Genomic DNA, 12,079 nt, shown 5'->3' with positions numbered 1-12,079 from the left:
TTGGGCTACTAGGTAGCCACCTATATATATATATGCCATAGGCATATTATTTTTTATCTTGTTTTTTATCTGTGTATTTATGCCAAAAATAGAGATGTTTTATGTGGGCGGTTTAATTTTGGGCAAAATCCACCAGTACCAAAATTTGTTACCATTGCCAGTAGGTGTTAGCCAGTATCTTTCCATTTATCGCTAGGTTCTCTCGTTGCTTTGAGGAAAATACCTTCCTTGTTTACTTCGTTGAGTGGAAAGCACGTTAAAGCATACAGTGAACATTGATTCTTTCCGCCAACTCGTGTCACTTCCAGAAAATGATGCTCGTTCAACTCTTCAATTGCTTTCTGTAAGCCTCTTTTTGAAAGGTTAAACTCTTCCTTTGCCCGATTGAGTGGCGCAGAGAGATCGCCATTATTCAAACGGTTGTATTTGCCTAGTAAGTGGAAGAATACCGATTTGGCGGCCAAGCTCAGATTTTTGAATTGCTCACTGTTGATTAAATCGTGTCGTAACGGTGTAAACGTGCTACGGCTTAAAGCTTGCTTTAACTTGCCTACATCTTCCGCTCTGCCTTTGCTTTTCGCATAACTTGCCATAATGTACCTAGTGAGTTTAGTGCCCACCACGTGGGCGTTTGTTTAAATCGTTGCATATAGTTGTCTGGAACAGTCTTTTTATTGCCTAAATTGGGCAATTCGTACATTTCATACGATTAAATTCGTACATTTCATACGATAACGATTTTTTTGCTCGTTGTTTCCCAATCTGAATCCCCTCGCGCGCACGCGCGTACTGATCCCGAAACTCCAATAAATACTCATCATCCTCCCCGTTGTTTCTGTAACGCCTGTAGTCTTTGCAAAGTCAATTCCTCACTTCTGATTAAGCTCTGAATGTATTCAGGCTCTTTCAGGTTTTTCGCATCTGCCTTGAGTTCGTCCACGAAAAACAATTGAGCGATGATCAACTCATTCAGTGGATAAGGCTCTTCATCATTCCATAAGCTCATAAACGTAAATACATCAGCCCGCTTGTCGTGTAAGTAGTGTTTGATTGCTTGCCGTCTGATTAAGTGATTTGTTTTAGCTCTAATACATTGCATTTCATTCCTCACACTCTTTAATGCGTTACCTTGATCTAATCTTGATCTTGTTCATCAGCCCTTAGTGCGATCTTAGTGTTATTATTTAATAACTTACTCGCATTTGCCCGCTCATTCTTTGCCCTCTTTTATTCGTTTTTCAGTGAATAACAAATCTACCTTTTGGCGGTTCGCCTTTGTCATCATTTCAAGCGTGATTTCTGTACCTGTGCAATGTTCTACAAGAGGGTTCACACCATCGCCATATTGTGAATGTTCATAGAAATATCTAACAGATTGCTCTACCTCGTCATCAATTAAAAGCGGGGTTGAAGTCATCTGTTGGTGGTAAGCGATGATAGCCAAAGCCTCTTTGAAGTAATTCGCCCCCGCCATCTCGATAATGATTTCATTCCCTAGCTCTAATACTAGAACGCCTAAATAAAAGTCTTTGCCATTGTCAGCCACTTCTTTCTGCAGTCTGATATACGGGAAATCTAGAAAGCTTAATGTAGCTCTAATCGGTGCTTTCATCAGTTCGCCTATGCCTTGTGGAGATAGGTCATATTTGATTTTATTTGTCATTTTGCTTTACCTCATCTTTAATAAATCGCTCTCTATAACACTTAGTAGCCGTGCCATCTTCTACCGCTTTCACGTGCTTGGCGGTAGCTCTGAAATTGCCTGTGAGGTAGTTTTTAACCGCTTTGAAGTTTGCTAGAACGGTTTTTTGTTCAGCCGTTAAGGTTTGATAGCCCGCCAACTGAACCAATTGAGCAAGTAGCAAACCACCATCATCTAGCATTTGAGCTACTTTCTCGCATTCTTTCGCTAAATGGTGCTTGTGATGGTAGCAGTCAGGGAAATTCAGCTTACAGTGTTCAATGCTTGCGTTGGTTTGGTCGAACATTCGACTAATTTGTGCCACTGCTAAAAATCGTTGCTCATTCGCTTTGTGAGCGTTTTTCTCGCTTGCCTTAGCGTTTGCCTTGCCTTTCGGTTTTAACGTGCTTTCTGTGCGTTTCTGTGCTTGCATTTGTGCCTTTAACGCTTTTAGTTGTGTGATTGGGTTGTTTCGGGTCATTGTTTAGTTTCCTTTGTGATTGTCGTTTTATACAATCTGGATTGTCGTTTTATACAATCTGGATTGTCATTTCATTTGCGTTCCCCTGTTTTGGGGGATCATCGTTTAGTTTCCTTTGCGTTCAAAATGTAATGCCGTTTCTAGTAATCGGGTTTTTCGGTCGGTGTAATTCATTCCCAATTTGATGAATACTGCATTTTCTATCGTCAGTAATTCAACAAGTTGCAACTGTTTAGCATTCAAGCATTCACGAATCTCTACATCATTCGGGTAAAGGTTATCAGCAAGCCATTTCTTGCGGGTTGTGCCTAGTGCAACGATATAAACCAGATTGTTCTCTCGGCTGTAAGCAAAGTGCTCGCCATCAAATCGCATCTGTATCGCATCGTTTAAAATGTGTTGGTTCGTGCTTAGGTGTTCCCGCTTGCTTATCCAATCACGCATTTCATTGAATTGTTTAATGTATGCCTCTTTGAATGCGGCCGCTTTCTTGCCTCTAAAGCCCATAACCAAAAATGTAAAGCCGTCTTGTGTCATATTGAATTTTGGTTGTCTTTTATTCTGCTCATTGAGGTAATAGGACGCCTGAAAATTCAGGAGTCGGAATTCATCAGAACAATCAAGATTTTTTACAGTCTGAATAATGTTATCGTGTCGTTTTCCAAAAACTTCAGCCACTTTCAAAGTGTCGGTCATTGCGATTGTTTCGCTATGAAAGAGTTTTGAAAATACGTATTCGGGTTCTTGTTTTGTCATTCGTGCTACTCCTTAAAATGTAATAGATACTGATTCATTTCTTCATCGGCAAGCGGTGGTAGTCCGCATTTCCCTCGTTCTTCGTTAAGAATTCGGATAACTTTCAACGCCTGTTTTTTATTCGGGATTGAGTAGATTAAAAAATCTCTTCCGCCTGTGCCGACATTGTTTGAACCGCCATTCACTTTATTTAGTAATACGCCATCAACACGAATAAACTTCGCCATTTCATTGCGTCCGCTGTTCATAAAATACTGTACGTTTAATTCACGACCGCTTATGCCTTTTGGGTGTTCTAGCAAGGCAGTAGCCGCTTTTGCTTGATTAGTTGGATAATGTAGCTTTCTCATCTGTGCAACCTCTCTATGCTTTGCGATTGCTTGCTAGGCGTTGAATAAAAGCGTTGATCTCGCTCTCCAGATATCCAACCGCATTCGTGCCCAGAGGGATTTTTTTCGGGAAATCGGGACGATAGCGGGCAGATTTCGGATTCTGCCAGTCCGTTAAAGTGGTTCGCCCGATACCTAGCATTTTTAAAACCTCATTACGTCTAACAATGCGATCCGCCATTACTTGAGCTGTTGGCGGTGTAGTGGTAGTGGTTGCTGTTGTCATTTACATACCTCAAAAGTTATGGTTAAAAAGGAAGTAGAAAGCCGTTTTTGGTTGCTTTCGGTTTCGGTGGGTATTGTGTGAGGAATTAAGGCGGTTTTGTGGGTTTTGAACAATTGAACAAGGTCGTTGAACAAATGAACTTTTTAGATAGATATTGAACAAATTTAGGTAATAAAAAAAGCTAGAATGAACTAGCTTTTATTGATTAGAATTGATTAAGATATTTTTTAATGGTGTTTTTGGCGGTAATTTTTCGATCTCGATACTTTGCCGTTAGCTTGGTGTGTAAACGGCTGTAAGTAGGAATTTTCCCGTTATCTAGCAAATCAGGATTAAAAACTAGCTCAATAAAATCCGCCAATTTGTCAGCGTCCGTTTTTGGCGGTAATTCGCCCTCGTATTCTGAAAGCGTTGCAACCTTTCCGCCATTATCAACCTCTTGCATTGCTCTTAGTTGCTCGTTTTCGGCTTGTAGGCGTGCGATTTCTTGCTCTAGTTGTGAGTTGCGGGTTTCTAGGTGATTTTTATCAAGTGGTTCATTTTCAAAAGTAACGGGTTTATATGGTGGAACATCCCATTTTAAACCGTTAGCCTTTGCCCACTCTCTAGCGGTGTCGTGCGTGATATAATACAAATCTCCCTCATAATAGTCTGATTCTCTCCTGCTTGGTAAGCGTCCTGTTTCTGCTCCCTGTTGTAATGCTCCATGAATTACAGTATATCGCGGGTGTTGGTGTGCGTTCCAATCTTTAGGATGCAAACCTAAACACAAGCAAACAACATCATGCAAACATAATTCTGGGTACATTCGGTAATCTTCTAAATAATTGTCCTCAGCATTCGATTTCGTGATTGTCATTCCTATTATTTTTTCTACTTCTTCACGGTTTAAAAGTAAGTCATTAAAATCTTTCCGTTGCATTTTTTCCGCCTAAAATGGAATTTCAGTATCAAAATTAACATCGTACCCGTCATTATCTAACACAAATTTTAACGCTAGATTTAATCTTAAATTATCTTTATCAATGCTAGGCTTTAAACCGCCATAGGCTCTATATAATTGCAAGGTTTGTCCGTCTATTATTCGCAATAGGTCGCTTGCGGTGTCGCTGTAATTGCTATGCCTGCCTGTGGTTTTCGCCCATTCTATCAAGTCATAAAGACTTATGTAGTCATCTCGATTTTGGCTTATTGGTGGTGCTGTGTTTACTCTATTTAATAAAGCAATATCAACCGCCCGCAACCGTTCCATAAATTCCCGTCTATTTATCGCTAGATACTCTAATTCATCAATATCTACGCTATTTTTTATTATTGCTTTCTCCAACGGCTCTTTAACATAATTTAAAGCATCTTTAAAATCTGAAATCATTGAATTTGTCGAAATGGATTGATTACGCAAATCATAAATAGAACAGTAAGCAATAGAATTTATATAATCTCTATTCTTTGTGTAGCCAATAATTAAAGAAATAACATCTTGAGCCGTTTTGCTTATATGTTTATTTGTGTGATTTGATAATTCAAGCAGTAGATTCTTTAAACTAATTAAAGGATTGATATTATTCTGAAATGAAAGGATAAATTGCTGATTATCCATAAAACGCCCCTATACGTTCGCCCCTATCTGTGTGAAAGGCGTGTAGAAAGGATAAATAGGGGTTATCCCTTTCAATGCGGTAGCTACTCCGTCATCTATCTACACTTATTCGGTTATAAATTGGTTACATCAAGACAAGCGTTTTGAGCAATTGCTGATTTAATAAAGCGGATATACCGCCTTTCAATGTGTGAGCTAGTAAAAGCCCCTTTTAAAATTCGCTTATAAAGCTCGTCATTGATAATTTCTTTTTTGATAAATCGCCCTATGCTTATTCCTCGCTCGATTTTTTCTAGCGTTTCTATTCTCGCTTGCTTGTAAACGATATAACTTCTGTGTTTTATAAATTCGTGCTCGCCTTGCTCAATATAACAAGCGTTATCGTGCGGTTTATCTGGTTTTACGCTTGAGCAGTTAACAAGCAAAATTGCATTTTCTTGATTTAGTTCCCCATCAAAACACGGATCAGTAAGTAGAAAAAATAAATGCTTGAGGTCGTCATTATCCCCTGTGAAAGTAGGTAGCAATAGCGTGATTTTTCGCATACTAAAGCCCCGCAAATAAGCGGTCTATTTCCTCTTGCTCTTTGTGCTCTTGCAATATCTCCGCTATGTGTGCCTTGCTTTTGCCTAAGTGTGCTAATAAATCGGGTAACTTAATTTTCTTGCTACTGCCTTTCGGGTCTTGCCATTCTGGTACGTGTCTTTTGTTGTGCGTATATTCCACTAACTCGAACGTTTTAAAATGCCCAAAATCAGCAAAAACTCTATTTAAAATTTGCTCATCATTAAGAGATAAACAGCCCCAAAAATATTCGTCATTTTCGTCAATTTCTTTTGCTAGGCTTACACAATAATTTGCATCGTCTTTGATCCAATTATCCCATACGGTCGCATTCCCGCTTAATTGTGGTAGCGTTTCCCCGTGAATAAGGTTCAAGGTTTTAGAAAGTACTGGGCCATAAGGCAAAGAGTAATACTCATCGCCAGTAATTGATTTATCGTATTCTTTCCAACTCAAGCGATCAGCAAGATAAAGCAATTTCATCAATTTTAAATGCTCCATTGTTCCCCCCGCTTTATGCAATAAATAAGCGGACGCTTGAGCAGTTTTTAATTCGTTGAACATTGTTCCCCTCTTTTGTTTTTTTGGTTCTCTAAGGTTCGATTAGGTTTATTTTACTGATTTTTTAAACAGTTTCAAGCGGTCGGATTTGGCGGATTTTTTGTAAGGTTGAAAATTTTAACTTTGCGGTTGGTTCATATTGTTCCTATATTTTCTGAAAAATTGTCGTGCGTAAAAAATTGATTGGGCGGGCGGTTCTTTAGGCTTGCTACTTTCTTTTAAAAACTCCCCCCACCTTGTGTGTGAGAGGGTATCAGGAAATGGCTGATACCCCACTAAAAACAGTTATTTTGGCTTGAATGATGATGATGCCCTAGAGGTCAAAAAACTGCGGTTTACCGCGCGTACCTTACCCCGTGGCAAGGCGTACCCCTCTGGGAGTACCTTTTACATCTGGTGGATTCGTTCGACATCTATCATCATCTTTTAATCCGCCAATTTTGTGCTGATTCAATCTCCCCATTTTTTGGGGGGTTAAAATAGATAAGAATAGTAGTTGTTTTTAATCCGCACAATTTTGTGCTGATTGAAATCTCCCGATTTTTCGGGAGATTAAAAGTGGCTCAAAACTTAGTAACAGGTTGAAAACTGAAGTTTTCTGAAGTTTTACTAATCGGCAAGGATTGTAGATTTATTGGATTTTTCCCGATAATTACCCTTTTCAGGTAAACTAGATTTCCCTTTTTGGGTAATACGGACCGTAAAAGGACCGTTCAAAGGGTTACCGTAACCTTACCGTTCTATCATCTGGAATCTGGATAGTGATTAGGGGTATGCACCAATGGTGTACACCTAGTTTTATTGATTGTTTAATAACTGCGTTCGCACTTTTGCTGTGATTGCTTGGGGTGAACTTGGGGTGAACTTGGGGTAATCAATTCAGCAGGAAAGGCATTTGATAAGCTAACCATTTAAATACGCCCGTAACTGCTCGCTGTTTTGGCTATGGGCGACAAAATCGTCAAACGTGATTTCATCATTCAGTCCCGCCCCACGCCATAACGCCCCGTGTGATTTATCGTTGAGCTCTTTAAATGTAAGCGTGCTATTTTCGCTAATAGATTCATCAAGACATTTCATATCGCTTACACTCAAATAATCAGTATCAGCATTTCTTAGCGGTTGAACGCTGTAGCCGTTTACCGTGAACGCCTGTTTGATTTTACAAATCATACTTTCAGGAATGTAAACATTTTCGCCCTGTGCTACTTTCAAAAAGTTATAAGCATTACCCGCTACTGGACCATTTTTCATTGCGATATAGTAATCACCCGTGATAAATCTTCCGTTCCGCTCAAGGTGTTTACAGTCAGCAAAGAATAATATTTTTAATACGTGATATATATCCTTAATTTCGCAACGATTAGCAATGTAAAGTAAGGTTTCTAAAGCCTTTTCATCATCAAAAATCATCTTGAACATTGTCTTATTCGCCCTCTATGGTGTGCTTAGGTCTTTGAACTTTTTACCCTCCCCCGCTAAAATCCTTTTCATATTAGAGGCACGAATACGCTAAAATAGTGAAGTAAATTGAATTACTAGAGGTTTAGTAAAATGGCAAGTGTTCTTGATTTACCTATTGAAAGACAAAAAGAACTTGCGGAATTGGAAGGATACTCTGACTTGAGAACTTGGCAGGAAGATACTCGTAAGCAATTTGAGGAATCTGAACGGAATTTAAAAGAAATTGAAAACTCAACCTTATCAAAAGAAGAAGTCGCAAGAATGATTAACGATTTGCGAACCAATCCTTATGCGATTGAATATTATCGACGTGTTACAGATAATTATGATTTGACTGTTGAAGAACAAATTGCACACTTGGAGCGTGTTGCGAGATAAAAATTCATTCACTGGTGGCAAAATGAAAGTGATGCAATTAGATTTATGAGAAAGTAATTAAAATCGCAGATTTAACGCATAACATGGACTTAACAAGGCTGCCAGTTATTACTAATAAAGATTTGGCGAGAAAAGAGAAGTATATTAAAGCAAAAGCATTTTTAGAGAGTTAAATTCAAAGCAACCGTAAAGGTTGCTTTTTTATTGCCTGCAAGATAGCGATATACACGTTAAAAGCACTGTTCCATTCCTCGTTCTACTTTGATTTAGTCACTTATTTTACCCCCTTAATCACTTTAGTCACTTGTCAGTCACTTGCCTCTGAACCGTTGGTATATCTATCTTTCTTTCCAAAATAAGTGACTAAAGTGACTAATTTTCAAAAAGTTTCGTTGAGTTTTGGGAATAAGGAAAATATAAGAAAAAAGCCTAGTAAAAACTAGGCTCTGAATTAGAAAGTGGGGGATTTATGCGGCAAGCTGTAGATGATATTTAGGCAACGCCCCTTGTGAACATTGCTCAATAAAATCGCCCCACGCTTGCAACAATTTAAAACGCTGCTCTAAGCGTTCGCCCCTATCGTAAGCTGCTTTGATGCGGTCACTATTCATATGCGATAAAGCAACCTCAATCAGATCGCTATTAAAACCTTGCTCATTCAGATAGGTGCTTGCAATGCTACGCAAACCGTGTGCTACTAGCTTTCCTTTGTAGCCCATACGTTTTATCGCCCCGTTCGCTGTCTGTGTGTTTACGTGCGTTTGTGGGTTCTTCACGCTAGGGAATAAATAAACCTTACCGCCACTCAATTTCTTAATCTCTCGCAATAATGCCATCGCTTGCCGTGATAGGGTAATTTTATGTTCACGCCCCCGCTCATCTTGTTTAATGCCTTTCTGAATATAAACCGTCCATATTCTCGAACGCTCATCAATATCTTCATATTTGGCGGTAGCTGCCTCATTTGGACGGGTCATTGTCAGTAATTGCCATAGAATTAAATAGCGGGTCTGTAAATGAATTTGAGCATTGTTCAGCGTGTAGATAAATTCGCCTAAATCTTCTGGCTTAATTGTTTTAAAGTGTTCTACGGTTGGACTATCAAACTCTTTTGAAATGTTGGCGGTAGGATTGAACGGGATTAGTTCACGATGTAATGCGTAAGTCATTATCTCATTATGCTTTTGAATCGTCCGCTTTAACTTCTCTAGTTTTCCATCATCTTGATATTGCTTGAACGCTTTTAACGCCATCGGTGCAGTAATCTGTGAAATTGGCAAGTGTCCAAAATGTGGCAAGAGGTTTCTTCTTATTAGGCTTTCAACATCTTTCTGATAGCCCTCTGAAAAGTTACGTTTACTTTTGCGATACTCAAACCACGCCCACGCCACCGCCTCGTAAGTGCTCAACAGTTCCGCTTGTTGTGCCTGTTGCTGTTGTTCTCGGTGGTCTTGCGGATCAATGCCTTTTGCCAATAACTCACGGCATTCAGCCCGCTTAATTCTTGCATCTTGCAAACTTACCGATGGATAATCGCCAAAAGATAAATTATTTCTCTTCTTTGTAATTGGTCGGTAATAGTTAAACAACCAAGTTTTACGTCCATTTGGGAAAATTCGCAAAAAAAGCCCCTGCCCGTCTGTGAGCGTGTAAACATCAGATTTTGATTTGGCTTTTTCTATCTGTGTAGCGGTCAATGATGGCGTGATTCGTGCCATAACTCCCCCGTGTTACTAACAAAATGATTGTGTTACTAAAAAAAATAACCGTGTTACTAAGTAAATAAACCTCTGGAAGCGTTGCAACGCAAGGCATAACACTATTTTTAGTAACACGGAAATTTGCTCTACAAAAGTTATGTTACTATCTGTGTTACTAAAACTCAAGGATTCGATAGGTTCTAATAGGTACGCTTAGGACAACAAAAAAGCCTCAAACCGTTGTGGCTCAAGGCTTTATAGGTTCATTTTGAACCGCTTAGGTATCCGATTTGGTGGAGCTGGGGGGATTTGAACCCCCGTCCGAAATTACTCCATCTTCAGTACTACACGTTTAGTCTCGTCTTTAATTTCACTTACCTCCAGCGGACAGACACGCAAGAAATAAGCTAGTTTGATTTAATTTAGTGTTTTGATCCTCAAACGGTGGCGTCCACACGATCTCGTTTTGGGTGACTTATCGAACTCCTCGTCTTACGAGCGGAAGCTGAGGCGATAAGGCTTTAAGGCAGGTTATTAAGCTGCTAAAGCGAATTGTTCGTCGTTTGCGACTATTTTTTTGCGGTTTGTTTACGAGGCCTACCGCACCTCGACGTGCACCTTGGACTTTGCTAATCCCGTCGAATCCAGAATCAGCCCCCAAAAAGTTTGGTAATTTTAGCAGAAAGCGGTATGATCTGTAAACTTTTTTGCAAAACAACGCAAATTACAAGGAAGAAGATGAAGAAATTTGACGATATTGAAGACGCTGAAGTAATTGAACCTGAAGCTGTTGAGCCGGAAGAGATTGATGAGGCAGAATTAGCCGCTGAAAGTGGGGATAAAACCGAAGCAATGCATCCAGCCTTGCTTTCGGGAGGAATGCCTGTCACAACAGGCAATTTGGATAGCTACATCCGTATGGCAAATCAATATCCGATTTTATCTGCCGAACAAGAAAAGGAGCTGGCGGAGCGTTATTATTATGATGAAGATGTTGAAGCGGCAAAGCAGCTGATTTTATCGCATATGCGCTTTGTGATTCATATCGCTCGTGGCTATTTGGGTTATGGCTTGCCTTTAGCAGATTTGATCCAAGAGGGCAATATTGGCTTAATGAAAGCGGTAAAACGCTTCGATCCAAATGTAGGCGTACGCTTGGTTTCTTTTGCTGTGCACTGGGTTAAAGCAGAAATTCACGAATATGTGTTGAAAAACTGGCGTATTGTGAAAGTAGCGACGACCAAAGCACAGCGTAAACTCTTTTTCAATTTACGTAAAAATAAAAACCGCTTGGCGTGGTTTAATGAAGAAGAAATCAAAAAAGTCGCCGCAGATCTTGGGGTATCAGAAGATGAAGTACGTGAGATGGAATCCCGAATGACTGGGCAAGATCTCGGTTTTGATCTACCTGTTGGTGAAGATGATGACGAGGCTTACACGCCTTCAATGTATTTGGAAGACAATAGTTCAAACTTTGCTGATGATTTAGAAAATGCCGAATATACAGGTGAGGCGACCGCGAAATTAGTCTACGCACTATCTACGCTAGATGAACGCAGCCAAGATATTATCAAAACTCGTTGGTTAGATGAGAATAAGCTTACACTACACGATTTAGCCGCGAAATATGGTATTTCAGCAGAGCGTGTGCGTCAGTTAGAAAATGCAGCTTTGAAGAAAATCAAAGATGCGATTTAGTTTGGAAGTGTAAGCATTAAGCGAAAACATAAAAAAAGCCCGCTACAAGCGGGCATTTTTAATGATTATTTTGTTAAGGTTAAAACAACTGTTTCACCTTCAACTACAGAACCTGAACGTTTTTCAAGGTTCGCAATTTCATCCATATTAGAAATCACAACAGGGGTTAATACAGATTTTGCTTTCGCTTCTAAAGTCGCTAAGTCAAATTTGATAATTGGCTCACCCACTTTAACGGTTTGACCTTCTTCCGCGATACGAGTGAAACCTTCACCTTTTAATTCAACGGTATCGATACCAAAGTGAACAAATAACTCAACACCATCTTCAGATTCAATTGAGAACGCGTGGTTAGTTTCGAAAATTTTACCGATAGTACCGTTTACTGGTGCCACGATAGTATCGCCTGCTGGGCGGATTGCTACGCCATCACCTACGATTTTCTCAGAGAAAACCACATCTGGCACATCTTCGATGTTCACGATTTCACCAGAAAGTGGGGCGATGATTTGAATTTCTTTTGCTTCTTTTTGTTTAGAACCAAATAATTTACTTAAAAAACTCATAGGGGATCTCCGTTA

General features: G+C 39.6%; 16 protein-coding genes, 1 other RNA gene and 1 pseudogene. 3 read left to right on the top strand and 15 right to left on the bottom strand.

All coding sequences use genetic code 11. The annotated features are described in order from the left end of the window. Positions 1-167 precede the first annotated feature (167 nt). The 12 genes from B0184_RS05105 to B0184_RS05050 form a co-directional block, all read right to left on the bottom strand. Positions 168-593, bottom strand: coding sequence for a hypothetical protein (locus tag B0184_RS05105; protein WP_078177634.1), 426 nt, complete (start codon positions 591-593; stop codon positions 168-170). Between the two features lie 224 nt (positions 594-817). Next, positions 818-1,099, bottom strand: a complete 282-nt coding sequence (locus B0184_RS05100) for a hypothetical protein (protein ID WP_078177633.1) — start codon at positions 1,097-1,099, stop codon at positions 818-820. Positions 1,100-1,210: 111 nt separating this feature from the next. Further along, complete coding sequence (locus tag B0184_RS05095) at positions 1,211-1,663, bottom strand: hypothetical protein (RefSeq protein ID WP_078177632.1); 453 nt, start codon at positions 1,661-1,663, stop codon at positions 1,211-1,213. Beyond that, on the bottom strand, positions 1,653-2,162 hold the full coding sequence (locus tag B0184_RS05090) for a hypothetical protein (protein WP_078177631.1): 510 nt from the start codon (positions 2,160-2,162) through the stop codon (positions 1,653-1,655). Before B0184_RS05090 ends, B0184_RS05095 begins: the two co-directional genes overlap by 11 nt. A 105-nt stretch (positions 2,163-2,267) precedes the next feature. Then, positions 2,268-2,918 carry a Rha family transcriptional regulator gene (locus B0184_RS05085; protein WP_078177630.1) on the bottom strand — a complete coding sequence of 217 codons (651 nt, stop codon included), beginning with the start codon at positions 2,916-2,918 and terminating at the stop codon, positions 2,268-2,270. Positions 2,919-2,923: 5 nt separating this feature from the next. Continuing rightward, complete coding sequence (locus tag B0184_RS05080) at positions 2,924-3,268, bottom strand: hypothetical protein (RefSeq protein ID WP_078177629.1); 345 nt, start codon at positions 3,266-3,268, stop codon at positions 2,924-2,926. Between the two features lie 13 nt (positions 3,269-3,281). Next, complete coding sequence (locus tag B0184_RS05075) at positions 3,282-3,533, bottom strand: helix-turn-helix transcriptional regulator (RefSeq protein WP_244165760.1); 252 nt, start codon at positions 3,531-3,533, stop codon at positions 3,282-3,284. 205 nt (positions 3,534-3,738) lie between these two features. Next, the gene (locus tag B0184_RS05070) at positions 3,739-4,455 is read right to left on the bottom strand and encodes a hypothetical protein (protein ID WP_078177628.1); all 717 of its coding nucleotides are present in this window, start codon (positions 4,453-4,455) and stop codon (positions 3,739-3,741) included. A 9-nt stretch (positions 4,456-4,464) separates the two neighbouring features. Further along, entirely contained in the window at positions 4,465-5,133 is a 669-nt protein-coding gene (locus tag B0184_RS05065) for a hypothetical protein (protein ID WP_078177627.1), read from the bottom strand. Positions 5,134-5,246: 113 nt separating this feature from the next. Further along, complete coding sequence (locus B0184_RS05060; protein WP_078177626.1) at positions 5,247-5,678, bottom strand: terminase; 432 nt, start codon at positions 5,676-5,678, stop codon at positions 5,247-5,249. A gap of 1 nt (position 5,679) precedes the next feature. Continuing rightward, on the bottom strand, positions 5,680-6,261 hold the full coding sequence (locus B0184_RS05055; protein WP_078177625.1) for a Panacea domain-containing protein: 582 nt from the start codon (positions 6,259-6,261) through the stop codon (positions 5,680-5,682). Between the two features lie 900 nt (positions 6,262-7,161). Continuing rightward, positions 7,162-7,680 carry a Panacea domain-containing protein gene (locus tag B0184_RS05050; protein ID WP_078177624.1) on the bottom strand — a complete coding sequence of 173 codons (519 nt, stop codon included), beginning with the start codon at positions 7,678-7,680 and terminating at the stop codon, positions 7,162-7,164. A gap of 132 nt (positions 7,681-7,812) precedes the next feature. On the opposite strand from B0184_RS05050, the gene B0184_RS05045 reads away from it, so the two are divergent. Continuing rightward, entirely contained in the window at positions 7,813-8,100 is a 288-nt protein-coding gene (locus B0184_RS05045; protein WP_078177623.1) for a hypothetical protein, read from the top strand. Positions 8,101-8,156: 56 nt separating this feature from the next. Continuing rightward, positions 8,157-8,273: pseudogene (locus B0184_RS10745) on the top strand (HD domain-containing protein); the annotation flags it as partial. A gap of 294 nt (positions 8,274-8,567) precedes the next feature. Here B0184_RS10745 and B0184_RS05035 read toward each other — a convergent pair. Beyond that, positions 8,568-9,818: an integrase arm-type DNA-binding domain-containing protein gene (locus tag B0184_RS05035; protein WP_078177622.1), complete on the bottom strand. Its 1,251-nt coding sequence runs from the start codon at positions 9,816-9,818 to the stop codon at positions 8,568-8,570. A gap of 273 nt (positions 9,819-10,091) precedes the next feature. After that, positions 10,092-10,458: a transfer-messenger RNA gene (gene ssrA, locus B0184_RS05030) on the bottom strand. 80 nt (positions 10,459-10,538) lie between these two features. Here ssrA and rpoH point away from each other — a divergent pair. Further along, positions 10,539-11,498 carry an RNA polymerase sigma factor RpoH gene (gene rpoH / locus B0184_RS05025; RefSeq protein WP_005707695.1) on the top strand — a complete coding sequence of 320 codons (960 nt, stop codon included), beginning with the start codon at positions 10,539-10,541 and terminating at the stop codon, positions 11,496-11,498. 65 nt (positions 11,499-11,563) lie between these two features. On the opposite strand, the gene crr is transcribed toward rpoH, so the two are convergent. Next, positions 11,564-12,064 carry a PTS glucose transporter subunit IIA gene (crr, locus tag B0184_RS05020; RefSeq protein ID WP_005707738.1) on the bottom strand — a complete coding sequence of 167 codons (501 nt, stop codon included), beginning with the start codon at positions 12,062-12,064 and terminating at the stop codon, positions 11,564-11,566. Between the last annotated feature and the right edge of the window lie 15 nt (positions 12,065-12,079).

Source organism: Haemophilus paraphrohaemolyticus (assembly GCF_002015045.1).
Classification (GTDB): domain Bacteria; phylum Pseudomonadota; class Gammaproteobacteria; order Enterobacterales; family Pasteurellaceae; genus Haemophilus_A; species Haemophilus_A paraphrohaemolyticus.
The sequence above is the reverse complement of the archived record's forward strand: the minus strand, read 5'-3'. Positions and strand labels throughout refer to the sequence as shown.

What these genes read in the sequence shown, in the direction of transcription:
- B0184_RS05095 (WP_078177632.1), bottom strand. Translation starts at nt 1,663, where the DNA reads ATGACAAATAAAATCAAATATGACCTATCTCCACAAGGCATAGGCGAA.
- B0184_RS05050 (WP_078177624.1), bottom strand. Translation starts at nt 7,680, where the DNA reads ATGTTCAAGATGATTTTTGATGATGAAAAGGCTTTAGAAACCTTACTT.
- B0184_RS05080 (WP_078177629.1), bottom strand. Translation starts at nt 3,268, where the DNA reads ATGAGAAAGCTACATTATCCAACTAATCAAGCAAAAGCGGCTACTGCC.
- B0184_RS05055 (WP_078177625.1), bottom strand. Translation starts at nt 6,261, where the DNA reads ATGTTCAACGAATTAAAAACTGCTCAAGCGTCCGCTTATTTATTGCAT.
- B0184_RS05065 (WP_078177627.1), bottom strand. Translation starts at nt 5,133, where the DNA reads ATGGATAATCAGCAATTTATCCTTTCATTTCAGAATAATATCAATCCT.
- B0184_RS05060 (WP_078177626.1), bottom strand. Translation starts at nt 5,678, where the DNA reads ATGCGAAAAATCACGCTATTGCTACCTACTTTCACAGGGGATAATGAC.
- B0184_RS05090 (WP_078177631.1), bottom strand. Translation starts at nt 2,162, where the DNA reads ATGACCCGAAACAACCCAATCACACAACTAAAAGCGTTAAAGGCACAA.
- B0184_RS05070 (WP_078177628.1), bottom strand. Translation starts at nt 4,455, where the DNA reads ATGCAACGGAAAGATTTTAATGACTTACTTTTAAACCGTGAAGAAGTA.
- B0184_RS05105 (WP_078177634.1), bottom strand. Translation starts at nt 593, where the DNA reads ATGGCAAGTTATGCGAAAAGCAAAGGCAGAGCGGAAGATGTAGGCAAG.
- crr (WP_005707738.1), bottom strand. Translation starts at nt 12,064, where the DNA reads ATGAGTTTTTTAAGTAAATTATTTGGTTCTAAACAAAAAGAAGCAAAA.
- B0184_RS05100 (WP_078177633.1), bottom strand. Translation starts at nt 1,099, where the DNA reads ATGCAATGTATTAGAGCTAAAACAAATCACTTAATCAGACGGCAAGCA.
- B0184_RS05035 (WP_078177622.1), bottom strand. Translation starts at nt 9,818, where the DNA reads ATGGCACGAATCACGCCATCATTGACCGCTACACAGATAGAAAAAGCC.
- B0184_RS05045 (WP_078177623.1), top strand. Translation starts at nt 7,813, where the DNA reads ATGGCAAGTGTTCTTGATTTACCTATTGAAAGACAAAAAGAACTTGCG.
- B0184_RS05075 (WP_244165760.1), bottom strand. Translation starts at nt 3,533, where the DNA reads ATGACAACAGCAACCACTACCACTACACCGCCAACAGCTCAAGTAATG.
- B0184_RS05085 (WP_078177630.1), bottom strand. Translation starts at nt 2,918, where the DNA reads ATGACAAAACAAGAACCCGAATACGTATTTTCAAAACTCTTTCATAGC.
- rpoH (WP_005707695.1), top strand. Translation starts at nt 10,539, where the DNA reads ATGAAGAAATTTGACGATATTGAAGACGCTGAAGTAATTGAACCTGAA.